Genomic DNA, 26805 nt, shown 5'->3' on the forward strand with positions numbered 1-26805 from the left:
CTAAATCCTCCCCAAACTTAAATCATAGTACATAAGCAGCTTATCATCCTCTTGGATAACACTTTCCGGCAAGCGCTCTGCTGTTTCGACAATCAGCTTATAATTCTTATCGACCCAGAGCTTAGCAAAGCCCGCCCTGATTGCTTCGGTACGGAATAGTTTAAGCTTGCCTTTTGTGGCTAAATAGCCCTCGAATTCTTTAAGCAATTTCTTTTCGCGGAGCTTGGCCACATCGGCAGCTTTTGTAATGTCTGGAATATACCATCTGCCCCTATCGTCCTGCAGGAAATTTTCTTCAAGTAATACTGCCAACTCAGGTCTTGCTTCAAACTTGTCCCATGCTTTTATTTCCTGCATGAATTTTGGCTGCAGTTCGGCATATGTCTGCGGTGTTTCAAGCTGCTGGTAAAGCCAGGCAATAGCAGACTTTTCGTTGGTGACAAAAAGCTCAAACTGAACCGGCTCCACATCGTTTATGATACGGGCGGTGTCATATTCGTTGACCTGATCGGCAAGGAAGTACATTCCGTCACGCTTCAGGAACCTTTCGTCCAAACCTTTATAAAAGTCTGTTGCGTCTAATGGAACAGCTATTCCGTTCATAATATGATACGCCACCATGCGGTCATAGAGCAGAAATGCCTGGCGTTCTGCTATTAGTTCAATCTTTCCGTTCTTGACAACAACAACAGGAAGCTTTTCAAGGTGCTGTCGCACAAAACTCCATGCTGTTTCTTCACTTCCAGCATGAGATACGAACTCACGCTTAAACCTATCTTTGGGTTTATATGCTGAAATTACAAGGTCTTGCTTAATTGTAACTTGTGAAGTTACTTGCTTAAAGCTACTGTGTTTTTTATCTAAAGTTCTTACATCAGCAATAATAAATCCCGCTCTTTGTATACTTTCTTGGATGGAATTCCATACAGCATTTTTTGAATTGTGAAACACAACTGTTATCCATCTATTAGGTTTTAACACTCTAAAATATTCTTTGAAACATTGTGTCATTAAATCTTGGTATTCCATTAAACCCTTAGATTGAATTTTGTTCACAATAGCTTCTTGTTTATTGTTAGTTTTGACATTTAACCATGATTCCCATATAAAATTCAGTTCGGAATACATTAAATTTTCACCAAAAGGTGGATCAGTAAAAATATAATCAACACTATTATTCAAAATTTGTGACATATCCGTTGCAGATTGGGTAGATATAAGAACATTTGAAGACTTAAACTGGCGTCGTTCCTGCAATCTAACTGCTTCTTCAATAAAACTCAGCATATTTAATTCTTTAATTAATGAAGGAATATATAGCGTACCAGACATCGGACCACCGCCAGCTCCCCAGCAACCATTCATATAGGTAAGTCTATATTGTTTTGTCAAATGACTTGCAACTTTGGTTAGAGCAAACCCAATTTCATCCAACATGTCAATTTGGTGATAAAAATAAGCTAAAGTTATCAAATTTCTTTTAGTATAAAATAAGTGAATCTTACTTAATCCATGAGACTTTTTTGGCTGTTCTGTATTATAACCTGCAGGCAATTCGTCTGTAGGAATCCAATAATCAACAGACATATTATTTATCTTATTGATCAGGTCAAAATCATATTGATCAGGTTCTTTTTCATATCTTTTTCCTGCATAAGTATAATTTATTCTTACTGGTACTTGCTTAGATAAGTTATAAGTACATTGAGTTATTGTGTCAAAATATAATTCCTGAGCACGTTCACAATCATTTTTTCTTACTTTCATTCCACAAAAATGACATTTAAACTTATCTTTTACCTTTCCTTTCTCAATATCTACAGCAGTATTCCAAAAAACAAGTTCTTCTCCACAATTTGGACAGATGAACACATCTGACCATATTACGTAATTTATTTCGCCTTTAGATTGTTCAGAGGTTAGCTCATTAATATTGTTATCTTCATATGAATGAATAGTTTGATACATCCATGCACACTCTTTACGGCATCGATCAAGTATCGTTTCCGCCCTTTTCCAATATTCAGAGATATTTTTTATAGGCAAATTATATTGCATAGAAATATATGTTGCAGCTGGAGATAAATCACTTATTATAGCAGCACGAGCTCCCCAAGTGATATGTTTTTTCTCTGATTCAACTGCTAATTGAAATTCTGCATCAGGGCATCCACACATTTGCGCTGCAATTCCTACCATACCTGTTCCACAAAATCCATCAAGTACAATATCTCCAGGATTAGTATAGTGCAGGATATATCTCATTATTGCTTTATGAGGAACCTTTGTATGATATGGGTGTAGTTTATATATCGCATCATACTTACCTTCACTCACATCCGCAGCAAAAGGTTCCCTATGATAATCGTCAGTCGCTTCGTCATAAGGTTTGCCATGTTCTTTTATAAAATCCTCAATAAACGGGTTAGGGCATGCTGTATAGTAAGGAGGATTGGATAAAGCAATAATATCCTCGTCCTTGCCTATAGGAAAGCCCTCAATATGCCTTACTTTGTCAATATCTTCTTTAGTCAGTTTCATACCGGTCTCTCCTTATCTTTTTACAATAATACGCAGTTTATCTTTATCCTTGCCCTTGGTATAGCTATCCAACAGATCTTTTAGTTTGTGCTGGAATGTATCAATATCGCACGGCCCGAGCGCACCGAGCTTGTCAATGAGTTCGTCGGCCGCAATGGCGACAGGCTCAAAACCCTTCAATAAATCCTCAATCGCATTGATAAAGAAATGGTCAATTTTTTCAGGCAATACTTTGGTTTTAATAAATGCATCAATAGCAGCCCGCTGTTCCGGACTTAGATACTGTTTCTGTTCTTCAAGGGTTGGGTCCGTAACCGTATTAAACAGGGTATTTGTCCATTCGGCAAGCAGACTGTCAATCCGGTCTTCAATCTCGTCAAGCCTGCCTTTTACCGGAATATCGGCTTCACCCATGAGAAAATTGCATTTCGTGCAGAAATGGTTCGTTTTCAGCATATCAGGAGTCAGCTCATAGCAGACTTTTAACCCGGCCAGATCCTTTTCAATGCTGTCCAGTTTGGATGTCGAAAAAACATTGCTTATTGCTTTCAAGCGCTTCAGATTAGCCAGTTTTGCCGAGCCGACCAGTTCGCCCTTGCGCTGGCCGTCGGAAACCCCAAGACGTTTTTTCTGATGCTCTGCAAAGTAAATGTCAATATACTGGTTCTTGACTTTAGCAAGCAGATTGTTTACATCCGCTGCGGAAGCCTCGCCGCTCATATCCTGCGGTATGTCGTCCCGAATCTTGCGGAAGCTTTCCTTGGCGGCCTCAATCTCTGCTCTTAAGGCAGCACCAAGCTCCATACGTTCCAAATTCATCATGTAATTGACATTGGCAAGGCAGTCGTTCCTGAACTTTTCGTATTCCAGAACAATTTTTGAGGCCGTGATATCTTTGCCAAGCTGCTCAATCTGTTCCATGGTATAATTAAAGTTATTGAGCTTGGCCACGGTGTTGAACCTGCTCTGGAAGTTGCCAAATATATCCAGCACTCTCTTGGCGGAAGCCTTGTAATCCGAAGCAAGATGATCGGCAATCAGCGGTTCGCCCCAAAGTTCAAATTCCCCGTTTAGCTTGCTGTTGGCCCTAACCGCAATATTAGCCATCTCCTGGGCTTTGGCCAGCAACCGTTCAAGCCCGTCCTCCCGCTGGGCAGGATTGTTGATAAGACCCACAGGGAGCTCCAGCAGCTCATACAGCTTGACCAGCTCTGCCAGCTGCATGTCCTTCGGCTTGGAAATGTACTTAAACTCATAGATATCAAGGGCTGATATCTTGGGCAACGTTTCCAAATCGGAAGCAGTCAGGGTAGTGCCGTTCCTTAAAGCAATGACGGCATGGCCTGTATGAACCAATGCAAGCAAGACAATCGGCAAAAGAGCATAACTGACTCCGAACCGCTTGTCTATATAATATTCATCTTTGTTTTGAACTTCAGTGTAAATATCACTGAAATTGATAACTGCCTTGGCAGGAATCTTTTCCAGCTCTTTGATAAAATGTTGTGCATACTTGGAGTTTTGCACGGTAATCTTTTCTCCGTCAAGTAAATCAAAACTTTCCAGCAAGGCGTTTGCCTGTTGGTTCTTTCGACCAGCAAACCTGTCAATGCCCGCCCGGATAATATCTGCCCGGTTGCGGTGCGTAATCTGAATTTTGAATTTCGGCATCTCAGGATACTTTTTCGTAAAGTATTCATCCAAACAGATGGAAGCAACCAGATCAATGGTTTCTTTGAATGGGTTTGTGCTCTTATATTGTCCCTTCATTACTTCCAGCAGTTGCTTCTTTTCGCCCTTATAGATTACTTCAAAGCAAGTATTCTTATTTTCGCTAAGGTATTTCGTCAGCTTTTTCTTGAAAACTTCAGCCTTGTTTTGATAGGCAGGCTTATTTTTTTCTTCGGCCAAATCTTTCAGTATTTGAGCGGCACCATATAACTTTAGCGTGTTCTTGAAGTCTTCGTTGGGCTTAAACAGGAAAAAGACCTCATCGTCCTTCTTGTCATCCGTATAGCTCTCATTGCCATAGGGAGGAATAAAGTATATGTAATAGTCCTCCGGCGGCTGAGCAGTCGGACGCGATTCAGGTGTGCCAAAGAATAGGTAGCCTGAACGGAAAATACCGTGAGACACCCAGTTCAACCGATGTTCATATATTTTAAAATTATCAACGTATTCTTTCTGATCCCACTCTAAGCAATAATAAACTACATCATAAAAATAGCTATTAAGACTGTCATCATCCATGATAGCCGCTCTTTGCGTGATTTTTTCGTCGTAGTCGATGTCTTTTTTCAAGTCCAAATAGTATTGTCCGTTATCTGCATTATGTTCAATAAACTGCCCGCTGACAGTAGTCATTATATCCTTCAGGACCGTTTGAATGATAGATTGCAAAGTATCCGAACTTTGGTCTGGCATACCTTTTAAATACAGGCAAAGATCATCCCTGAGGTTTTCTGCGGTAAGCCCTGCACGGATACTGATGTCACCGGTGGTTAATCTATGTACGCTTAAAGCATATATTATCTGCAAGGCCAAAGGCTTATAAAGGCGTTTTGGAAATGAACGGTTGACGATATCCTCAAGCATGCCGCTCTTTTCAACGACTTCTTTAATATTGGCGTCTGTTCTATATGAAAAATTTTCCTTTATAAAAGACCAGTAGCTGTCAAATGATACAATGCCGGGAGATTCATCAGTGATTTCATCGTCAAGTATCCGCCTGATGATCTCCGAAATGTTTTTAAGTATATGACGGTTCTCAATAATGTAAATCTTGTTAAAAACTTCAATGTATGAAGGATGAATAGGGAACAGGTCAACGTATTCCTCCATGCGCTCCGACATATTGGTATACAGACTGCAGAACTTTTGCAAGTGCTCACGGATCAGCGCCTTCTGTTCAGGAGTCTTCTTCAGTATTCTTTCAGATACAACATAGGCCGTATCTTCCTTACGAATGATGACTTGCTCAAACCTATCCTTTACACGGTTTAAAGTATTGGATACAAATGAAAAGCTGGGGTTATCAAAAAGTTTTTCCTGTACTCCGAAAATAGCTCTTAAACGGGAAGTTTTAATAATTTCTCCCAGCTCGCGCATGAAGCCTAGGTCGAGCTTAATCTCCTGGCTTTTACGGCCGCCAAGATAGTCGAGGAACTCATCCACCACAATCAGGTATCCTTTGTCGGGATATTTGGATGAAAACAAATCCATCATGGTCAGGAGCACATCTTTATTTGAGATAATATCCTTTTCATCAGGGAAGTCAAAGATGAGCCCACGTTCAGCAAAATCCTGCTTTACTTTTGTCAGGATGATGTTCCTGAGAGACATTTTTGATGCGCCTATTTCAATACGCAGGACTTCAAACTTCCCCGCAATGATCCTGGCAGCCTCGGCAAACTTTTTGTTTTGTACATAGTCAAGGTTTTCGGCATCGTATGCTATTGAAGAAATGACCGACATAAGGTGCGATTTACCTGTACCGTAGTTACCTACCAGCAAAACACCTTTATTGTCTACCACATCATCTAACCGAAGCTGTGAAAGCATATTATTGGTTAGCTTGTCCGCCATATCATCGGACATGACATAGCTTTTAACCAGATTTATTGCTTCTTTCTTGTCATTAGCCGCCGTAAGCTGGATAATGCTTTCGATTGGATTGAAGTTTATCAAATCTGCGTATTTCATCAAAATAACCCCCCTCAGATTACACAAGTTATATCATAGTCATGAATGTTATATGAATGAAAATCCCTATAAGCCGGTGTTGCATATACCAAGTGGTTATCGTCCAACGTGCCGCACCACTTTATAACAATTTTTGCTCTGCGTGACAGCTCATAAAAAAATCTGATAACATCAATGCTGTACCTCGGGTCAAACAGCATTTCGTAGTCTGTCAGAAAAATCGGGCCTTGTATGGACGATACAATTCTTATCGCTTCATCGCTAACAAACTGCGGCCTGATAGCTGCATCTTTTTTTACAAGGGCTTCAGCCAATAATCCATTAAGTCTGAGCTCTTGATAACCAGCTTCGGCAATAATCTTTTTCAATCTTGGCGCAGAAGAGCAAAGTATAATCGGTGTATTTGTTTTCTCAAGCATTTTTTTACTGAATTGAGAACTCTTTATTAACGTACCCAAGCAAACCCCACTCTCTTTCTATTCTAGTCACGCTATCTTACCTGCAGTCGCGCTGTTCATCCGGCCCATCAACAATTTCCATGATATCTCCGATATCACAGTTAAGCGCCTTGCAAATCTTGACCAGTACTCCGGTAGTCACATTCTCATTTTTGCTGAGCTTAACTATAGACGATGAACTTATGCCTGCTGCTTTACAAAGGTCTTTTTTCTTCATGTCTTTATCGATCAACAGTTTCCACAGCTTTTTGTAGCTTACCGGCACGTATTTCACCTCCATCGTCCTATATTTATAGCATACACTTACTATTATGCAATTTCAATATTTTTTATTGTGATCGCAATATTATTTGCAGGATATACCTATCTATTGATAAATTGCGGTATTGATTTTCCATGTAGAGCGATAATCCCATTTCGTAAGAGGTTTTTTATTTTTTTATGGAAAGCCACATATAGAAACTAAAAATACCGATAACACGTATTGGATGATATATCCATCCTGTCTCCTCAACCCTATGAAAAATGCCCGTTATCTAAACTATCAACTCAACCCTATCTAATTTCAGGCTTATTTTTCGCATAAAAATATACCATCGACATGTTACCATGTACTCATTTTACCTCCTTAGGTCGAGTAGATAACTTAGATGTAATCCCGCAAACCCAGTAAAATCTAGGCTTACAGTCTTGACATCAATACAACCGTCTCCACATGGCTCGTCTGCGGAAACATATCAACGGGTTGGACTTTTTGGGTTTTGTATCCCTTATCTTCGAGATAGCGTAAATCTCTTGCAAGGGTGGCAGGATTGCATGAAACGTAGATAATCTTTTTGGGGGATATTTTTGTTATGGTTTTTAGGGTTTTTTCATCACATCCGCGGCGGGGAGGGTCTACTACTATTATATCGGGTTTAATGCCTTCCTCTGCCATCTTTGGTAGAACTGTCTCAGCCGCTCCCTCTATAAACTCCGCATTATTAATACCGTTTATTTTGGCATTTAAGCGGGCATCGGCTACAGCTTGTGAAACCAGCTCTATTCCATAAGCTTTTTTTGCTTTTTGGGCTAAAAATAGTGTAATGGTTCCTGTGCCGCAGTATAGATCGAGAACAATTTCATTTTGGGTAATACCTGCATATTCCAGCACTTTATTGTATAATACTTCTGCCTGTATCGGATTGACCTGGAAAAACGATAGAGGTGAAAGCCTAAATTTAATGTCGCCTATATAGTCACATATGTATGGACTGCCATATAATGTAATGTTTTTCTCACCCATTATTACATTGGTTTTTTTAGTATTAATATTTAATATAAGGCTCTTGAAACCTGGTATGTCAGACTGAAGCATTTTTATTAAATCATCTGTGTGAGGAATTTCTTTTCCGTTTGCAATCAATGCAGCCATCACTTCTCTGCTCTTGTAGCCAATCCTTACCATTACATGGCGAATTAAGCCTTCATGTTTTAACTCATCATATATTGAAATATCATACCGCCTTAGCCATTTCTTTATAATTTGCATTACTTTATCACTTACTGGATGTTGTATTAAGCAATTTTCTAAATCTACGATGTCATGGCTTCGCTTTTTATAAAAACCCATTACCGTGTTGTTGCCTTGCCTGGCAACGGGATATTGGGATTTGTTTCGGTAGTGCCAAGGCTGTTGCATGCCTATCGTATCTAAAACCTCGGCATCAATATGTCCAATTCGTTTTAAGCTATCTTTTACTTTTGAAGTCTTAAATAAAAGTTGAGCTTCATAGGTCATATGTTGAAGATTGCAGCCACCGCATTTATCGGCATTTATGCATTGAGGAACTTTTCGATAGGGTGAAGGTGCAAGTATCTTTATAACTTGTCCAATAGCATAGTCCTTTTTAACTTTAACTATTTCTATCTGACATTTTTCTTTCGGCACTGCACCTTCCACAAAAACGGTAAGGTCATCTATCTTTCCTATTCCCTGCCCCTCATGCGCCATCTTTTCTATTTGCACTTCATAACGACCGTTTAGCTGCAATGCTGCTTTTATTTTATTTTTCAAGAAACTTCCTCCAGTCTAATCAATGCTGCTTTTTAAATTGTAACATTGATAATAAAAAAATCCAATATTTTGTCGACGGTTTTGCTTGTATAATATTACAGCATTAGATATAATTAGTAGAAAGATATAATTTGGCAAACTCCTCCAAAGAGGTGGGCGCAAAGCCATGGGCCTAAAGTTTTTCTGGCTTTTTCGCGAAAAACTATGGCAGCCAGGCTGCTGGTAAGCGAAGGCTTTTAAGGGAGCACCCTGTAATTGCCTTTGTTTATGTAATTTATTAAAATGCCCATTAGGGCTTTTGCTTTTATTTATTTTATTTTCTGATTTATAATCACAATAATATTTGAGGGGGTCATATTTTTGAAAATTAAGCCACTAAAACTAAAGCGGGACAAAAAGCAGCCAAAAAAATCAAAAAGCATTACAACTAATGTCAAGAGCAGCTTAAGAACTAAGCTGGCAGCTTTCTTTGTCCTTATGTCAATTATTCCTCTTATATGCATGGGTGCTGTAGTTACATATATATTTAGGGATGCAATAACAAGTGAAGTCCAGGATAAGGCAAATATAATAGTAAATAACTTAAATGACAACATAGACCTTTTCATTGAACAAAACAAAAACCTTGTTGCTTTTATCGCAAGTACTAAAACCGTAAGGACTATGGACCAAGACCAAATATCTTCGTTTTTGTATGACGTAGCTCAGCAAAACCCTCAGGTTCTCCGCATATATGTGGCAAACATTGAAGATCAAAGTGTTTTTGCCGTGCCTTTTGCAACTTTTCCAGATAACTATAATCTTGCTGATGAGGCTTGGTACAGCGGTGCTTTAGAAGCTAAGGGAAATTTTATTTCTAATGTCAGGGTAGACTCTATGTCCGGAAACTCTATTGTTTCGATTTCCAATGTTATTTTATCCGATACTGGCCAGCCTGTCGGTGTAATCAGTGCCGATGTATCTTTAGTAAGTTTGACGCGAATAGTAATGAATATGAAGGTAGGCGAGGAAGGGTTTGCTTTTATTACCGATAAGGATGGTACCGTAGTAGCACATAAAGATTACAAATATGTTAAAGCCCGAGAAAATTATTCAAAGTATGACTTCGTAAAAAAAGCCTTAAATTCCGAAAAAGGCTTTACTACATATATGGATGATGAAGGAAAGGAGCAGTTCGTAGCCTTTGGTAACTACAGACTGCTAGGCTGGGGGATATTTGTACAGCAGCCTACAAATGAAGCTTTTGCCCGTGTATCATCTATAACTAAAACTGTTATAACTATATCTTTGGTAGTTGCACTCATCAGTCTCGGCTTAAGCATGTTCCTGGGGCGCGTTATAACGAATCCCTTACAAGCTCTGCTTCATGTTACGCAAAGTGTAGCCAATAATGACCTTACAAGTGTTGTAAAATTAAAAGACAACACAGAAATCGGTGCACTTGCCGCTTCGTTTGATACGATGACCTTACATCTAAAGAGCTTGGTCCAAGAGGTCATTGTTGCTGCTGAAAATCTCTCGGCTTCGGCAGAAGAGCTTGCTTCCGGTGCCGAACAAAGCTCATTATCGGCTCAACAGGTAGCTGAAGCCGTAGAGCAAATAGCTGTAGGAGCCAATGATCAGGCCAAAAAATTAGAGGAAATATCTGAGGTTGTAAATCAACTGGTTATCTCCAACGGAAATGTAGAAGAAAATGCCCGCTCAACAGCAAGTTCAGCAGAGAATATGACGCAAAGGGCACAGGAAAGTCAGCAGAAAATTCGCCTGTCTAAAGATAAAATGGATTCAATAAAGACATCGGTTGATGATTCCAATCAAATAATGGAAGAGCTGGACGTAAAGCTGCGCGAGATAGGCAATATTACCAGTATTATAAGTGAGATTGTAGACCAGACTAACCTGCTCGCTTTAAATGCCTCAATTGAAGCAGCCAGAGCTGGTGAGCACGGTCGGGGCTTTGCGGTTGTAGCAGATGAAGTACGCAAACTTGCCGAGCAGTCTGGTGAAGCGGCAAAAGAAATATCAAATATAGTTAAGACTATCCAAAGCAGCAGTAAGTTTGCCGTAAACTCCATGGCTGACAGCAAAAAAGAAGTAGAAGAAGGTCAGGAGCTCATTAAAGACATAAATGATCATATTGATAACTTGATAATAGAAATAAACAAGGTTGCAGACAGAGCTAAAAATATTTCTGCTGAATTAGCAGAGCAATATAGTCATATAGATACTGTAGTTCGCATGATTTATGACATATCCAGTATTTCCCAAGAAACCGCCGCCGGAACCGAAGAAGTTTCAGCTTCAACAGAAGAACAAACAGCTACTATGGAAAGTATATCCGCATCATCTCAAGATTTGGCAAAGCTTGCGGAAGATCTCCTAATGCTTGTTAACAAGTTTAAAGTATAAAAAGAACTTTACTCCAATTAAAAATACCGGTCGTGATATTCTGTAAATCACAGCCGGTATTTTTTACTTTAAGCTTTAGAAGGACCCGCTATTTTAAGTCCCTTAAATCCCATTTGACGCAATGCTTCATAAACTACGATAGCAACAGAATTCGACAAATTTAGAGAGCGGGCTTCATCCGTCATTGGAATTCTGATACATCTTTCACGGTTAGCCTTAAGAAGCGGGACCGGAAGCCCCGCCGTTTCCTTTCCAAAGACCAGATAGCAGTTAGGTTCATAACTTACATCCGCATAGCACTGCTTTGCCTTTGTTGTTAAAAAATATTTGCATCCGCCGGGGTTTTTCTCCTCAAATTCCAAATAACTGTCATAATATCTCACATCCAGCAATGACCAGTAATCAAGCCCAGCCCTTTTTAAATATTTATCGTCCAAACTGAAACCCAAAGGCCCTATAAGATGAAGCACTGAATCAGTCGCAGCACAAGTTCTGGCAATATTGCCAGTGTTTTGAGGTATTTCAGGTTCCAATAGCACCACATGCAGCATTGAAAAATCATCTTCCTTCATATTTTGTTAGTCCGTTATACTTACTGATTTCCTTACTCTCTTATCAAAATAACATAATCTGTCATATCCAAATTCCTTTATAAACTCCAAAGCCTTGTCAAAATCACGACCCACATCTTCCGGGATATGAGCATCGGAATTCAGTATTATCGGCACATCATATTTTTTAAAATATTTCATAAGCAGCGGTGAGGGGTATAGTTCTCCAACAGGTTTTCGCAGCCCGGCGGTGCTGACTTCCGCACATAAGTCCATACTGTCGATGGCTCTTGCCAATTCATCATATCTTTGGCTCATGTCCTTTTGTGCTTTATATCCAAATACCTTAATGACATCAGGATGTGCGATAATGTCAAAAATTCCCGACTTTACAGCCATCAGCAATACATCAAAGTACTCATCATACACTTTATCCACATCAGAGGTTTCCCATTCATGAATTAATGCCGGATGATCGAAGCCAAAATCTCCCAGCCAATGTACAGAACCCATTACATAATCGAAGGGATAGGAATTTGCAAATCTTCGTATATCATCTTCATATTCCGGCGTATAATCCAGCTCTATACCTAATTTTACCGACAAACCCAAACTCTTGGCTTTTTCCACTACTTCTATGTAGCCTTGGATGCTTTCCGTAGCTTCCCCGGCAGTCCACTCACCTCTAAAGCCGTCACTTGACAGCAATCCAACTGACTCCTTGAATCTGTGTCCATGTTCTGAAAATCCTATCTCAATAACACCTCTTGATGTTCCCACATCTATAAATCTTTTAATCCAGTCTATACTAAACGGTCCTTCTTCTAGATGGACATGAAAATCTCTAAACTCCATGAACTTCTCTCCCTACATCAAATTTCAAAATCTAACACCGGCTCACACACCTTGCTCAGATTTTCTATTTTATTATAACACAAGATACTTTTATCGTAACACTTTATACGATGTATAAAAACGAAAAACCCGGGAGATTTAATCCCGGGTAATTATTATCGCGTTTTTACCTGATTTTTATGCCCTAGTTTTAATTTTCGGGAAACCGAATGCTATTGCCAAAAGTCCCATCACAGCCAAGAGGTAAGGATAATACAGTGTCGGCATTATCTGCAGCGGCGACATCCCCGACAGCTGTCCTGCAAGCAAAAGTTGTGCTCCATAGGGTATAATACCCTGCCATACGCAGGAGAAAATATCCAGCATACTGGCACTGCGCCTGGGATCGACTTCGTTTTCATCTGCTATTTGTTTTGCCATGGGACCAGTTATAACAATGGCTACTGTATTGTTAGCCGTACATATATCAGCAACTGATACCAGTGCTGCGATGCCAAGCTCAGCACCCTTAGTGCTTTTGATTTTACTGCTGATAGCATTTAACAGATAATCAATCCCGCCTTCCTTAGAAATCAAAGCAGCAAGACCGCCTATCAAAAGTGAAAGTATGAATACTTCCTGCATTGAAGTAAAACCTTCATAAATTGTCTGAGTAAATGCTATAAGGGTAAAACTGCCATCAATAAGACCAATAACTCCACCTAAAGCAATACCTATTATGAGGACTAAAAAAACGTTCATTCCCATTAATGCAAGAACTAAGACAGCAATATACGGAATAATCTTCATAAGGCTGTATTCCAGTTCTGCCGGAATCTGTCCGCTGGTGCCGAAGATTATCATTACTATTATTGTTATTATTGCAGCAGGCAGTGCTATCATGAAGTTCATTATAAATTTATCTCTCATTTCGCATCCCTGGGTACGGGTGGCTGCAATCGTCGTATCGGAAATCATTGAAAGGTTGTCGCCAAACATAGCTCCGCCTACTACTGCTCCAACGGCTACTGCCAAAGGAAGCTGTGCTTTTATGGCCATGTCCACTGCAATTGGCGCTACGGCACTGATAGTTCCCATGGAAGTCCCCATGGCTGTAGCTACAAATGCCGCAATTACAAAAAGTCCCGGCAAAATCAAACTTGGCGGTATAATTGAGAGTCCGAAGTTTACAGTTGAGTCAACGCCGCCCATGGCACTTGCCACTGCCGAGAAACCTCCGGCCAAAAGGTAAATCATGCACATTATGATAATATTGCTTTCGCCAACACCGCTTACAAAAGTGTCCATCTTTTCATCCATACTGCCTTTACCTATCATAAAAGCCACAATAATACCGACTACAGCCGCAACAGGAGCCGGCAGCTGATAAAATGCAAAGTCGACACCCTTTGCGTTGAAATAGATTCCGGAGCCTAAAAACAATGCTAAAAATACTACTAACGGCAGTAGTGCAACTGGATTACCTTTTTTCATTCATATCCTCCTTTTTTTATTTAATTTTTTTATTTAGTTTGCCGGCCAATTAACCAGACCGGCAAACTAAAATCTGTATTGAAGATAATTATACCATAATCCTGATATTCCCGTCACAAAAACTTTAGATTATTTTACATTGTTTGTTTTTCAACTTCTTTTAAAGCCTGATCCAAGTCTGCAATAATATCTTCCACATCTTCGATACCGACTGAAAGTCTTACCTGACCATCGGTAATGCCTGCCTTCAGCCTTTCCTCACGCGGCACCGGTGAATGTGTCATAGAAGCCGGATGCTGGATAAGTGAATCAACACAACCCAGACTTACGGCAAGTGTTATCATTTTTACGCTATTCATCAATACTTTACCTGCTTCAAGACCGCCTTTCAGCTCGAAGCTCATCATGCCGCCGAAACCGTCCATTTGTTTCTTAGCCAGTTCATACTGCGGATGTGATGGAAGGCCCGGGTAGTAAACTTTATCAATCAACGGATGCTTTTCCAAGTATTCCGCTACCTTTTGTGCATTGGCACAGTGGCGATCCATCCTGACACCCAGAGTTTTAAGTCCTCTCAGTAAAAGCCATGCATCAAAAGGCGATAAAATTCCGCCAAAATCCTTTAAATAAGGTATGCGCATAGTATCTATCAATTCTTTGGGGCCGATTATCAGGCCTGCAAGCACATCGCCATGCCCGCCTATATATTTTGTAGCACTGTGGACAACTATGTCAACACCGTGTTCGATGGGGCGCTGCAGATAAGGTGACATAAATGTGTTATCAACTATTATGAGTGCACCGTGTTTATGAGCTATGTCGGAGGCACCTTCCAAATCTACAAGCTTCATTGTGGGATTTGCCGGAGTTTCTACATAAATTACTTTAGTGTTAGGCTTCATCGCGTTTTCGATGTTTTCCAAATTAGATGTATCCACCATGGTTACCTCAATACCGTATTGCGGTAAAATCTCGCTTATAAAACTGTGGGTGCATCCATAGAGGGCGTCACCTGCTACAATATGATCGCCTTTCTTTAAAAGCGTTACAAGTGCGGTGGAGATTGCAGCCATGCCGGAAGCTGCGCCGATAGCTGCTTCTCCGCCTTCCAATGCGGCGATTTTTGCCTCAAGCTCGGTTAAGGTAGGGTTGCCGAGCCTTGTGTAGATATAGCCCTCCTCCTCGCCCGCAAACCTGCGTGCACCTTGGTCCACATCTTTAAACACAAAAGTAGAAGTTTGATAAATCGGAGTTACATGTGCTCCTGTAACAGGACAGGGCTTTTGTCCCGCATGAATAGCTTTTGTATTAAAACCTTTCACTTTACCGTCCATAGATATAACCTCCCATTATAGATTTATACTTTCAACTATATTATAATGCAAGATATGTGCCAACGGTAGAAATGCCATGTGTATATCCACCTGGTAAGATTTTTAACCATGAAATGAAAATTTAGTGGTTAATTATTTTACCATTGGAAAATAAATTTACCACTAAATGTCTTCTTGATTTATTTGATATTGTTTCATCTTGTTGATTACAGTAGCATGAGATACACCTAAAGCCTTGGCAGCTTTTCTTATACTTGTATGCTGCCTCAGTGTGCTTATTATGGCTTGTTTTTCGGTCTCTGCCACTATATCCTTCAAAGTTCTTTGACCTGCTGTGCCAATAATGGCTGTTGTTTTAAAATCATCATGCTGAAATAATAAATTATAAGGCTCTATTTTGCCGTTGCAGAGATTCATTGCCCTTTCTATAACATTGGACAGTTCTCGTATATTGCCCGGCCAGTCATAATCCATCAGGCACTGCATAGCCTCATCGCTGATATCCGGTACCTTTTTATTCATTTTATATGACAGTTTTTTGATAAATGCATGTGTCAGAATGGGAATATCCTCTTTTCTTTCTCTCAAAGGCGGTATTACAAGAGGAATTACATTGAGGCGGTAATACAAATCATCGCGGAACTGGCCGCTCTTCATCAATTCTTCCAGATTTCTGTTGGTAGCCGCGATAATCCTTACATCAATAGGTATTTCCTCATTGGCACCCACCCGCCTGATTTTATTTTCCTGCAAAACCCTAAGCAATTTCACTTGCAGATGTGTCGAAAGCTCACCTATCTCATCAAGAAACAGCGTGCCTTTGTCGGCATATTTAAACATTCCCTGTTTGCCGCCCTTTTTTGCACCTGTGAATGCTCCTTCCTCATATCCGAAAAGTTCACTTTCCAAAAGGGTATCAGGCAGTGCCGCACAATTTACCGCAACAAAAGGTTTATTTCTTCGCGGGCTTGCCATGTGGATAGACCTTGCAAAAAGCTCTTTCCCCGTTCCGCTCTCACCTCTGATAAGTACCGTAGAATCCCCTTTGGCCACAATCCTTGCAAGTTCTTTTACCTTAGTAATTTCTTTGCTTTCTCCTAAAATTTCATCAAATGTTATCATAGGAGGCTGTGTAAAAGTATGGACAAGTTCTATAACACTTTCAATATCCTTTAGCGAAGCCACCGCGCCGATAGGGTTGCCGTCTTCGTCAAGTATGGGCCGGCCTGATGTTATATAATGGCTCTTTAATTTCTCCGTATTTATAATCATCTCTTCATTATCATAGCTTTCCCCCGTAACTACTGTCTTTAACATGGGAATATCTGCGGAAATAAGGTCTGCAATGTTTTTACCTAAAGCATCTTCTGCCCTGACTTTTAATATCTTCTCCGCCGCCGGATTAAAAGTAGTGATTATACCCTTGGCGTCAATAGCGATTATACCTTCACCCGTAGCATCCAGCACGGCCTTTATGTGTTTTTCACGTTTTTCCTGTGGCAAAAGTTCTACGCGGCTTACTTCAATGACATCCTTTTGCGCTCTTAACTGATTCAATAAATCAGGCAAAGGTATCTGAAAATTGCCGTCAATTTTGATACATATCAAGCCCGGGCTGACTTCTAAAGCCTTGAGGTTTACCCTGTATTGGTAGAGCACTCTTAAAATATCCAAAACCATACCTACTCTGTCTTTCGTTGATATTTTCAGCCGAATACTACCGCCATTCAAGACTTTCACCTCGCCAATTCATTATACAATCTTCAATCATATAGAAACTTATAGAAAAAGTCCGGTATAAAAACCGGACTTTACTTTTCCCTTTTATTAATATCCGTTTTGGGCCGAACGATGGTTCTGATAACAATCGCTGCAGTATACGGGTCTATCATTTCTGGGTTTAAAGGGAACTTGTGTGGTTGCTCCACAGTCGGCGCAAACTGCGTCATACATTTGTCTGTTCTGCCTTCTCTGGCCGTTGCCGTTCATTCTTTTTTTACGCGCATCACGGCAATCCTTGCATCTGATGGGTTCGTTCTCAAAACCCTTCTCAGCATAGAACTCCTGCTCACCTGTAGTGAAGACAAACTCATTGCCACACTCTTTACACACTATTGTTTTGTCCTGAAATGCCATTAAAAAACCCCTCACTTTGAAAAAGTTGTATTGGCATTTTCTTAGCTGACCTGGTTTTTCCCAAAAACGCCGTATACCGCCGAGTGAAACAGTCACTCTGGGAGTCGCTTCGCCTCCGGCCCTGGCATCGACTTTCAACCACAGACCTAAGTTATGCCTTAACACTAATTATAACCGCATTTGTTATAAAATGCAAGAAAAATAAATCACTTCACAAAAAAATTACTAGCGGTTACTTTTTCGTATCGATAAAAGCCCCGTCGCGAGCACTTTTACCGATAATCCCATATCCCTTCAAAGCATTTTCGGCCTGCTTTAAATTACTGATATCATCCTTGAGTTTGGAAAACAGTTTCTGCATAACTGCGGTGTTTTCAGCATCAAGCTGCTGTATTTTTTTTAAAAAAACTCCAATATTATCATAAACTGCTTTTAATATTTTATTATCATCAGCAACATATTCCTTAAATGCATCAATATTTCCTTCAAAAAACGAGAGCAGTTGGCAGTCCAGAGAGTCAACCTCTTCCATCAGCCGCTGCCGTGAATTTAAAATTTTTAATAACTCCTCGGTGTCATCTTTTTTAAGAGCATCGGAAATGTTTTGAGTATATTTATATAAAGTTTCAAGCTTCTCCAGTTTGCTTTTCAGCAAACCAGCTATGTCTTTATCCATGATTTCGCTGCTCCCCGGATTATTTTTCACGCATTTTTCTTTAATTTTAAACAGGCCTCGCCCCAAGTATCCTTTAGCTCGGATAGCATTGACTCGACAATATCCAATGTGTTAACATCTTTTTTTACGTTTGCATCAACCAACTGCCCGTATAAAAAACCATAAATCTCCAACAGGTTCTCCGACAAATCATAACTCATATCCAAGCTGCATTCAAGTTCGGCTATGATATCCTGTGCCCTTGAAATATTGTAGTTGGCACTTGCTATATCATCTTCGGCAATATTTTTTCGGGCAAGTTTTACGAATTTTATCGCACCTTCAAAGAGCATTATCATCAAACGCTCAGGAGATGCTGACATTATTGAATTGTACTGATATTGTTTATAAGCATTGGAATTTATCAAGAAAGAAGCCCCCTTTTCTCTGCAAAGACTGCTAACTGCCTGTATACATATTAAACTGCATGCTCAGCCACATACTCTGCTGATTGGCATACTGTATCGCCTGTTCCATTGCTGTAAACTTTTGCCAGTAGCGTTCTTCGGTTTGGACCAGCTTTTCTTCCAAATTCAAAATGCGATCTTCCATGTCCCGAATCTGCTTACCGAGAATACTGTCATCATATATCTGATATTCTCCGCCGCCGGCTTTTTCGGTAATATCTTGGATTCCACCCTTGAGTATGTCGTAAAACCTGGTTGCCACACCCTGAGAGCTAAAATCATCTCCGGAGGCATTGAACAGTTTCATAACCCCTTCTAGGTCCATTGTAACGGCATCTCGAAGTTTTTCCTCATCGATATACAGCTTGCCTTTTTCTTTCCAATCATTAGTAGTAATACCTATGGCAGACAAGGTATTCATTCCTTTTGCAAGGCCCGACACCGGAGTTGATACTGCTGAACGAAGTTTTCTCACAATACCGTCAAGCAGCGAATCAGACCTTAAAAGCCCGCTTTTTGCCTTCTCCTCCCAGAGCTTTATGTCGTTTTCACTCATTGCACTTTTCTGCTCATCGGTAAGGGGAGGAAATTTTCTGTAGCGTTCCTCGGAAAGCTTTCCGTTAATCATGTCGATGGTTTCATTATAAAGTTCAACATACTTTTTGATGCTCTCTACCGCCGCATCGGCATCGTTTTCCAGCCTAAAGGTTGCTGCTTTACCTGTTTCCATGGTTTCCTTCAAACTGAAACTCATGCCGTTTACAGTAAAATCATTGGCAGATTTTTCAACAACGGTATTATTTAAGACTATACGGGCATTTTGGCCCACTGCTTCAGCTGCATTAAAGCCCAGTGCATTAAACAGACCGCTGTCTTCGGTTATTTCGATCTTTGCTCCAAGGCCTGTTTCCTTTGATGTCAGAACCACCTTATCCGTAAGTGTATCATAGCGCGCCGTTACCCCTATATCCGCAGTTGTGTTGATTTTATCAAGAATAGTCTGAAGGCTTGCATTAGAATCAAATTCAAATGCTTTACCGTTTATATTAAAAGATATGGTACCTCCTTCGATGCTGCCGGATATCTGAGATTTTAGAGAGGTATTAAGCTTCAGTGGACTGTAAGCTGCCCCATCGGCAAAACCCAGTGTTGAGAGCGTAGTGTCGCCTTCTGCTGCATTTAATGTTATGGGAACTTTGTGAAAGTCTTCGGCAGGCTGAATCGTAAGCCGGTTGTTTTGGATATTTACTTGCACCCGCTTTATGCCGCTTATGGTATCTCCGTTGCCATCGCCCTGCCAGCCGAAGGCCGTATTTATTGCCTTTTCAAGGTCCTGTGCCAGAGCTTCCAGATCATCGGCATTTGATGTATCATAATTTCCAGCATCTAATTCAACCGTCTTTTTTACACCGTCTATCGTCACAGAAAACTTGCTGCCGTCGGTGATTTCTATCTGGCCGGAGAGTTCTGCTCCTGTTAAAGGCTTTGTGACGGCCTTTGAGCTTTCAAGTCTTGCATAGCTTGCTATCTGCTGTACCTCTACCTTATAATCGCCCGGCACCGCACTTGCTCCCGGCGATACGGAAAAATACTTGCTAAAGCCCGCACCGTCATTCATGGTCCCTACGGCCTTATATTTTAGATAAGAATTGGAAAGCTTCATGTCAAAGGAGGTATTGTACAGCGACCGAAGTTTTAAATTGATGTCGCGGTAGTCTGCCTTCTGCCATTCCATGATTTGCTTTTGCTGGTAGAGTTTGTCTACCCGCGTCCGTTCAGCTTTCATCAGATCGGATACAATCTGGTCTATATCCATGCCCGAAACCAAACCGCCTATTCGCATGGGACTGTATGACATCTTTTTTCACCTCCTATATGATTTTATATAATCAAACCTACACCTTCTCATCAACTATCAACCCTGCCTGCTTCCAAAGACCTGCAATAAGGTCTAAGAATTTTTCCGGCGGGATTTCGGATATAAGCTCATCACTTACTCTGTCGACTATTCTGACCATAACCCTTTTAGTTTCGTCGTGTATTTTAAACTCCAGGCGCGTAGGCGTAAGCTCTGTCGGAATAGTCTTTAAGCTGTCAATAATCAGGTCAGAATCCTCTTTACCTGAAGCCATTTTAAAGGCTTTTACCGTTGGGTTTACCTCTCCTGCAGCAGCAGAACCGACAGTATTTTCTACGGAATTCCCCTGAGATTTGCCTATAGGATTTACATCCATATGACCGGAAAAAGATGAATCTATCCTCAAATCATACCACCCCGCATATCATGCAGCCCGGCGGAAATCCGCCGGGCATGCCAAATCTAAATAAGAGCTAAAGCTTAACCTAAAAGCTTAAGCACAGTCTGGGGCGCCATATTGGCCTGAGCCAGCATAGCAGTTGCAGCCTGAGTCAAGATGTTCTGCTTGGTGAATTCCATCATTTCCTTGGCCATATCTACATCGCGCACACGGGATTCTGCTGCGGAAAGGTTCTCTGCAGATGCGTCCAGATTGTTGATGGTGTGCTCTAAGCGGTTCTGAACTGCACCCAGCTTAGCACGCTCGGATGAAACCTGCCCTAAAGCTTTATCTAGCACAGTTATAGCACTTGCTGCATCTTTATGTGTTGCAACGCTTAACGCATATTCGGAAGCTACATTGTTTGTCCCGTCAGTAACCGCCTTTGTTAAGGCAAAACCTTCGGTAGCTTCTTTTGAAGATATGCCCAGCTTGGATGCCCTCATATCATTTATATCAAGTACCATAGCCTGATTTTCATTTGCACCTACTTGGAATGCAAGAGATTTATCCTCTACGGCAACTGTCACTTCTTCCTGCTTCGTATCAAGGGCTTTTGTAAATGCGACTTCAGTAGCATTATTTGCGGTTATTTCAAAGCTGATGCCGTGGTTGTTATATGTGTAGGCTGCTGATCCGTCATAATCTATCATATCCTTAGCCAATGCATTGCCTTCGGCGTCTTTAATTGTTACTACTAATTCAGTGCCGTTCCAAGCCGCTGTAACCGTTCGTGCATCTTTATATGCACCGTCTGCTGCAGAATTTACAGTGAAGTCCTTAACCGTAGCACGGGTATCTGTGCCAGGAGTAGCTACTGTGTTTTTCTCAAAATCATTAACCGTAGATTTTGCTTTAGCTGTAATATCGGCTTCAGAAATCGTAAGTTCAACTTTATCATCTACTTCCATTTTCTGGTAATCGGCGCCGGATATTTCGAAGCTTATGCCGTGGGAATTATACACGAAGTTTCCGTCTTCATTTACCTTGATTTTATCATCGACAGATAACTTCTCGGTTGCACCGGCAGGAGATGTTATCAATACTTGCAGCTGATCGCCACCAATTTTTTTTATGGTTACTGTCCCGTCACCGGTTAGGGTGCCTGACCATGCAGCATGACTGCTATCTATAGTGATCTTATCATCTTTGAAAGCCGGCTGTATACCAGTTCCTGTAAAAGTTATTCCTTCACCGAAATTAAGATCTACAGCATCCATATTTGTAAGAACTGATTCAAAAGATGTATACTCGCTTGCAGCCGCCCTGTCGCCATTTAACAGTTTCATAGTGTTAAATTCTGTTGTATTGCCTATCCTGTTAATTTCGGAAGTCAGCTGATTGATTTCTTTTTGTATTTCGTCCCTGTCAGCTTCAACGTTGGTATCATTAGCCGCCTGTGTGGCAAGCTCTCTCATTCTCTGTAAAATTGCATGTGTTTCGGTTAATGCACCTTCTGCTGTCTGAATGAGTGAAATACCGTCCTGAGCATTCTTTGATGCCATGTTAAGACCGCGAATCTGTGCTCTCATTTTTTCAGAGATGGCAAGCCCTGCGGCGTCGTCACCGGCACGGTTTATTCTGTAGCCTGATGACAGTTTTTCCAGTGATTTTTGAGTATTTGTGTTGTTGATTGAAAGCTGGCGGTGAGTGTTCAGCGCCATAATGTTGTTATTAATTCTCATTAATTATTCCTCCCTGATTATTTTTATTTTCCCGCATCCCTGCGGGCAATTTTTTTTCGACCGGCCGGATCGAAAATTGTCTATTCACTCTTATTATCGGTATCCGGATGAAAAAATTAATCTTGAAATTCCGCTGTTATTTCGGTTTTTATTCGTTTTTATAGTTCAAGCTCTTTATTAATGGTCAATTTAACATCTTATTGCCCTTTCTCTCTTAATTGCTTTACAGGTATTAAAAGCCTTTATGTGCAATTGCAGCAAGTTCTTCCAGATTTATCTCCGGATACATTTCTTTTACAATCTTGTCGATTAATTCTGCTTCATCATTTTTATTCATAATGGTATACAATCGGTATATCAGCATATAATTGTCAATATCTGTTTTATCTAAATTAAGAGCGTTTGAGGCCATGACTAACGCATCATCATTCATTCCTTTTTCCATTGCCTTTTGCGCAAGATATCTGTAAACTTCTGCATTCTGGCAATTCCGTTCTGCAGCTATGATGTAAGATTGAACCGCCGGTTCTTCAAAACCATAGTCTTGCATCATTTTGCCATATCTTGCATAATCGTCTCTTCCAAAATCAATGTTATAAATGTTTAATACATCATTGAACAACTCAAATTCATTTATTTTTAACAAGAAACTCAGCAATTGAAAAAATGATTCTCTTATGTCGTCAAGTCTTGCTCTCATATCGCCGATTAAGCTTAAAAATAGTTTTTTATCCGCTGAATCTTCAAGTTCCCACAATATGTCTTTTGCGCGATCAAGATTTTTTAGTATTATATAACATAAGGATGTGTAATAAACCGACATATTTCTTGATTTGCCGAATTCTGCTTCAAAGCATTTTAAGGCATCTTCATATTTTTTTAGGCCCATATATGCAATGCCCTTTAAATTATTTAATCCTCCAATGTCAACATTAATTTCTTCAAGATATTGCAATGCTGTATCAAATTCTCCAATATCCAAGTATAGCTGAGCCAATATAGCAAAATTTGCCGGATTTGCTTTTTCTACATACTTGTCAAAAAATTCTCTTACAGTTTCAGGTGTCTCATTTTTTACAAATATCTCAAAAAGTTTCCTGAAGACCTGTCCATATCCGGGTTTTGCTATAAGCAACTTGGTGTATTCTTGTACAGCATCATGCAGTTGGCCCAATTTTTCATAGCAAAAAGCAATCATATATCTTGCTTTATAACTTCCTGTGCCTGCTGTGGTATTTGCCATTCCGTTATACTCACCTATTGACAGGCACTCTGTGAACATTTCAACAGCTTTTTGATACCGCTTTTGCTCAATGTATATGTTCCCCTCAAGGAATCTGAAATCCGGCACTTGCGGATATCTTGCTGCAGCATAATTTATAAGGCTTAGCGCTTGTTCATATTCTTTTAACGCAGAATGTGCAGATATTAGATACATCAATGTTCTTATCATTAAAGGCGGATTATTGTTTAAAGCTTTTTGGGCAATCATTAAATGTTTTATTGCTTTTCTATACTCACCTGCATTGAAATATTCCACCCCCAGATTGACATGCTGGAACATGTCATTAGGATGTTCTAAAAGATAATCTGAAATCATTTTTATATATCGCTGCGTCTTATTCTTTTCAATTCTTATTTCGCTTAAGTAGCCATAGTGCAAGATTGTTATATCTGCTTTTTTATATATCGGCTCCCTGTCATCTGCCACATTTTTTAAATTTTCATGAATAGGATATACGTATTTCAGCTTTCCATTATTTCTAAATAACTTAAAATTATAGTGAATCTGTGCAAAATCGTCTGAAACATTACTTCCCCCATAGTTTACAAATTTGAATGTATAAGCTTCTATGGTGTCATCATTTAGCAAAGGCAGGATTTTTGCAACATCTTCTTTTTTAACTTCCTCATCCGCATCCATGAACAATATCCAATCAGATTTGGCATGTTCTATAGCAGTATTTCGCGCTTTGCTAAAATCATCCTGCCACTTTTCATGTATCACTCTTGCGCCAAGGCTTTCAGCTATCTCCGCCGTCCTATCCTTTGAACCTGTATCCACCACCACAATCTCATCCACTATATCTTTAACACTATTTATACATCGTGAAATATTCTTCTCTTCATCCTTTGTAATGATGCAGAGTGAGAGGGTGGGGTTTGTCTTATTAGTTACATTTTCTTTCCAATCAATTAAATGTGGATCTTTGTCCAAAATTGTTTCATATTGCTCTTTAATACCATATTGTGCGTTTTTATCCAGCTCTAAATATCTATTATATTTTTTTAATCTATCTTCTGGTTTTGCCCATCCCATATGTTTTATTCTTATTTCGCTCGTAATAGAAGGAAGTTCAGTTATATTCATAGGAAACCTCCCACAGTGCTGGGAACTCTCTTTCCATTTGTATTCAAAAAACGGCTGATATCTTATAAGAAATGGCCAATATCTTAAATGAGCATTCCAATATTTGTCTTCTCTGTACTGTTTTTCATTCCAAAAATCAAAGAGTTTAAAGCCGACTACGTCATAATGAGGTTGGTTAATTAAATCATCAATTTCATCTTTTATTTTTTCCTCAAATATTTCGTCTGCATCCAAGCACAATATCCAATCAGGCTTAGTTGTTAGTGTTAAGTTCCATAACTGTTTTCTTAATTCTATCTCATTAGAAAACTTTGAAATAATGTTTTTGTGGTATATCAAAGGAATTTTTGCAAGTATTGTTTTGCAAACAAATTCTGAGTTATCGGTGCTACCATCATCTATAATAACCGCATTGCTTATAAAGTCCTTCACGCTCAGCAATACATCTTTTAAATATCTATCGGCTTCATTTTTTATTATCATAGCTAGAGTAAGTTTATTATTATTCTCTTTTATCAGTCTATTCCCTGGTAAGAATATATACTCAGGATAATCCTTTATATATCTTTTATACATATCAAGCGGTTTTAAATCACTTTTTCTATATATATGAAAAGCTGGAAAATGAGTATCTACAAAAAGTTCTATACCTAATGCTGCTGCACGCACACAGAAGTGCCTATCTTCTCCCCAAAATGTTAAATTATATATTTCGCTATATGAAACCCCTTTAGATATGGAATTCTTGCTTATTAATGTACACGCTCCAAGTCCTCCCACTTTATACACTCCGGGAATTTTTAGCTTATTAATAAAATCCATGGTCCTTTTGTTTAATTCAGTACTCGAGATTTTCTCATCGCGACTTTTATAAAACAAATTATATTGATCGCTCAACCATACTTGAGGTAATTCAACAGAATTATTGTCCCATTTTGTCCAAAATATCTCTGAGACAATATCTTTCCCAAGTGATATTAAATGTTTTAGCGTCAAAGGATGCAAAAAAATGTCTGAATCTACCAAAAATGCATAGTCATATTCATTTTTCAAAGCATGCTTTAGCATGATGTTTTTGTTTCTTGCAACTTTCCAAATTAAATCTTCACGCCAGTAATGAGTATTTTCATCTTCTATATAATCCGAAGTTTTTAAATCTGATTCAATTACGCGTACATCATTTTCTGGATTTTCTTCTTGAAATGCTTTCAGTAAATTTTTTGAAGTATTATCTATATTATCGTCAATAAAAAAGTAATTACATTTTAGCCCAGTTTTATCTAAACATTTGAGCGACATTAAGTATTCTTTTAATATTTCAGGCTGCCGACGCACTGTTGTTCCTATCAAAACCTTTATCATTATTCATCTCCCATTTCAGAATTAACTTATTTTTATGGTTTCAACTATATAATAAATATATCTGGTAGCAGATATAGCCTTCTATCTATCTTGTTATAGCCCTCCCAAAAATCCAAGGTTTCTGTCTTCAATGGTTCCTACGACAGCTACTCTATCCAAAAATGAATTTGCGATTTCACAGCTTGTTTCTGGAAGAAGGGCGCAGCTGTGACATGCGGCGTAATTTAGGGAAAAGGCACCTTGGCTTTTCATATTAATGCAGAGCGGATCTGATGAACACCATTTTGCTTCTTCTAACATATTGTCTAATATTTCCTGAAAGCGCTCAGGCTCCCCTTGACGGACAAGTCCCCCAAGGCTTCCTTCGGAGTCAGGCGAAGCTGTGTATATCAAAATGCCTGCCATTTCCATATTCTCCTTCATATTCTTTACAAGTCATGAGTTTCTGTATAG

Annotated in this window: 19 protein-coding genes and 1 riboswitch; of the genes, 1 reads left to right on the top strand and 18 read right to left on the bottom strand. The window is 39.6% G+C overall.

The annotated features are described in order from the left end of the window. The 5 genes from BUC45_RS10480 to rlmD form a co-directional block, all read right to left on the bottom strand. Positions 1-2541: a DNA methyltransferase gene (locus BUC45_RS10480; RefSeq protein WP_296972184.1), complete on the bottom strand. Its 2541-nt coding sequence runs from the start codon at positions 2539-2541 to the stop codon at positions 1-3. Positions 2542-2553: 12 nt separating this feature from the next. Next, a complete protein-coding gene (locus BUC45_RS10485; protein WP_296972187.1) occupies positions 2554-6243 on the bottom strand; it encodes a DUF6079 family protein in 3690 nt (1229 codons plus the stop codon). A 14-nt stretch (positions 6244-6257) separates the two neighbouring features. Continuing rightward, entirely contained in the window at positions 6258-6662 is a 405-nt protein-coding gene (gene brxF, locus BUC45_RS10490) for a BREX-3 system P-loop-containing protein BrxF (protein ID WP_296972189.1), read from the bottom strand. A gap of 76 nt (positions 6663-6738) precedes the next feature. Next, positions 6739-6966 carry a helix-turn-helix transcriptional regulator gene (locus BUC45_RS10495; protein WP_028308208.1) on the bottom strand — a complete coding sequence of 76 codons (228 nt, stop codon included), beginning with the start codon at positions 6964-6966 and terminating at the stop codon, positions 6739-6741. A 417-nt stretch (positions 6967-7383) separates the two neighbouring features. Then, on the bottom strand, positions 7384-8757 hold the full coding sequence (gene rlmD, locus BUC45_RS10500; protein WP_296972190.1) for a 23S rRNA (uracil(1939)-C(5))-methyltransferase RlmD: 1374 nt from the start codon (positions 8755-8757) through the stop codon (positions 7384-7386). A gap of 123 nt (positions 8758-8880) precedes the next feature. Then, positions 8881-8981, top strand: a riboswitch (cyclic di-GMP riboswitch). A 136-nt stretch (positions 8982-9117) separates the two neighbouring features. Here rlmD and BUC45_RS10505 point away from each other — a divergent pair. Beyond that, positions 9118-11166 (top strand): methyl-accepting chemotaxis protein, encoded by a 2049-nt coding sequence (locus BUC45_RS10505; protein WP_296972192.1) that lies wholly within the window; start codon positions 9118-9120, stop codon positions 11164-11166. A gap of 68 nt (positions 11167-11234) precedes the next feature. On the opposite strand, the gene trmL is transcribed toward BUC45_RS10505, so the two are convergent. From trmL to BUC45_RS10570, 13 genes are all read right to left on the bottom strand, one after another. After that, complete coding sequence (trmL, locus tag BUC45_RS10510) at positions 11235-11738, bottom strand: tRNA (uridine(34)/cytosine(34)/5-carboxymethylaminomethyluridine(34)-2'-O)-methyltransferase TrmL (protein WP_296972194.1); 504 nt, start codon at positions 11736-11738, stop codon at positions 11235-11237. 6 nt (positions 11739-11744) lie between these two features. Further along, positions 11745-12572, bottom strand: coding sequence for a histidinol-phosphatase (locus tag BUC45_RS10515; RefSeq protein WP_296972196.1), 828 nt, complete (start codon positions 12570-12572; stop codon positions 11745-11747). Between the two features lie 177 nt (positions 12573-12749). Beyond that, positions 12750-14045, bottom strand: coding sequence for a Na+/H+ antiporter NhaC family protein (locus tag BUC45_RS10520; RefSeq protein WP_296972199.1), 1296 nt, complete (start codon positions 14043-14045; stop codon positions 12750-12752). Positions 14046-14179: 134 nt separating this feature from the next. After that, positions 14180-15379, bottom strand: coding sequence for a methionine gamma-lyase (gene megL / locus BUC45_RS10525; protein ID WP_296972201.1), 1200 nt, complete (start codon positions 15377-15379; stop codon positions 14180-14182). Positions 15380-15541: 162 nt separating this feature from the next. Continuing rightward, the gene (locus BUC45_RS10530) at positions 15542-17059 is read right to left on the bottom strand and encodes a sigma 54-interacting transcriptional regulator (protein WP_366750181.1); all 1518 of its coding nucleotides are present in this window, start codon (positions 17057-17059) and stop codon (positions 15542-15544) included. Between the two features lie 147 nt (positions 17060-17206). Beyond that, positions 17207-17515, bottom strand: a complete 309-nt coding sequence (locus BUC45_RS10535) for a zinc-ribbon domain containing protein (RefSeq protein ID WP_366750183.1) — start codon at positions 17513-17515, stop codon at positions 17207-17209. A gap of 232 nt (positions 17516-17747) precedes the next feature. Continuing rightward, a complete protein-coding gene (flgN, locus tag BUC45_RS10540; RefSeq protein WP_296972206.1) occupies positions 17748-18221 on the bottom strand; it encodes a flagellar export chaperone FlgN in 474 nt (157 codons plus the stop codon). Further along, on the bottom strand, positions 18218-18598 hold the full coding sequence (gene fliS / locus BUC45_RS10545; RefSeq protein WP_296972208.1) for a flagellar export chaperone FliS: 381 nt from the start codon (positions 18596-18598) through the stop codon (positions 18218-18220). Before fliS ends, flgN begins: the two co-directional genes overlap by 4 nt. A 31-nt stretch (positions 18599-18629) precedes the next feature. Then, complete coding sequence (gene fliD / locus BUC45_RS10550) at positions 18630-20495, bottom strand: flagellar filament capping protein FliD (protein ID WP_296972210.1); 1866 nt, start codon at positions 20493-20495, stop codon at positions 18630-18632. Between the two features lie 37 nt (positions 20496-20532). Then, the gene (locus BUC45_RS10555; protein ID WP_296972213.1) at positions 20533-20901 is read right to left on the bottom strand and encodes a flagellar protein FlaG; all 369 of its coding nucleotides are present in this window, start codon (positions 20899-20901) and stop codon (positions 20533-20535) included. Positions 20902-20975: 74 nt separating this feature from the next. Continuing rightward, a complete protein-coding gene (locus BUC45_RS10560) occupies positions 20976-22619 on the bottom strand; it encodes a flagellin (protein ID WP_296972216.1) in 1644 nt (547 codons plus the stop codon). 232 nt (positions 22620-22851) lie between these two features. Further along, positions 22852-26352 carry a glycosyltransferase gene (locus BUC45_RS10565; RefSeq protein WP_296972218.1) on the bottom strand — a complete coding sequence of 1167 codons (3501 nt, stop codon included), beginning with the start codon at positions 26350-26352 and terminating at the stop codon, positions 22852-22854. A gap of 93 nt (positions 26353-26445) precedes the next feature. Then, positions 26446-26757: a DUF1998 domain-containing protein gene (locus tag BUC45_RS10570; RefSeq protein WP_296972220.1), complete on the bottom strand. Its 312-nt coding sequence runs from the start codon at positions 26755-26757 to the stop codon at positions 26446-26448. Positions 26758-26805 lie beyond the last annotated feature (48 nt).

Source organism: Tepidanaerobacter sp. EBM-38 (assembly GCA_001896545.1).
Taxonomy (GTDB): Bacteria; Bacillota; Thermosediminibacteria; order Thermosediminibacterales; family Tepidanaerobacteraceae; genus Tepidanaerobacter.

Excerpts from the sequence above, each read along its gene's own strand:
- BUC45_RS10480 (WP_296972184.1), bottom strand. The coding sequence starts at position 2,541 with ATGAAACTGACTAAAGAAGATATTGACAAAGTAAGGCATATTGAGGGC.
- BUC45_RS10485 (WP_296972187.1), bottom strand. The coding sequence starts at position 6,243 with ATGAAATACGCAGATTTGATAAACTTCAATCCAATCGAAAGCATTATC.
- brxF (WP_296972189.1), bottom strand. The coding sequence starts at position 6,662 with ATGCTTGAGAAAACAAATACACCGATTATACTTTGCTCTTCTGCGCCA.
- trmL (WP_296972194.1), bottom strand. The coding sequence starts at position 11,738 with ATGAAGGAAGATGATTTTTCAATGCTGCATGTGGTGCTATTGGAACCT.
- BUC45_RS10515 (WP_296972196.1), bottom strand. The coding sequence starts at position 12,572 with ATGGAGTTTAGAGATTTTCATGTCCATCTAGAAGAAGGACCGTTTAGT.
- BUC45_RS10520 (WP_296972199.1), bottom strand. The coding sequence starts at position 14,045 with ATGAAAAAAGGTAATCCAGTTGCACTACTGCCGTTAGTAGTATTTTTA.
- megL (WP_296972201.1), bottom strand. The coding sequence starts at position 15,379 with ATGGACGGTAAAGTGAAAGGTTTTAATACAAAAGCTATTCATGCGGGA.
- BUC45_RS10530 (WP_366750181.1), bottom strand. The coding sequence starts at position 17,059 with ATGGTTTTGGATATTTTAAGAGTGCTCTACCAATACAGGGTAAACCTC.
- BUC45_RS10535 (WP_366750183.1), bottom strand. The coding sequence starts at position 17,515 with ATGGCATTTCAGGACAAAACAATAGTGTGTAAAGAGTGTGGCAATGAG.
- fliD (WP_296972210.1), bottom strand. The coding sequence starts at position 20,495 with ATGTCATACAGTCCCATGCGAATAGGCGGTTTGGTTTCGGGCATGGAT.
- BUC45_RS10560 (WP_296972216.1), bottom strand. The coding sequence starts at position 22,619 with ATGAGAATTAATAACAACATTATGGCGCTGAACACTCACCGCCAGCTT.
- BUC45_RS10565 (WP_296972218.1), bottom strand. The coding sequence starts at position 26,352 with ATGATAAAGGTTTTGATAGGAACAACAGTGCGTCGGCAGCCTGAAATA.
- BUC45_RS10570 (WP_296972220.1), bottom strand. The coding sequence starts at position 26,757 with ATGGCAGGCATTTTGATATACACAGCTTCGCCTGACTCCGAAGGAAGC.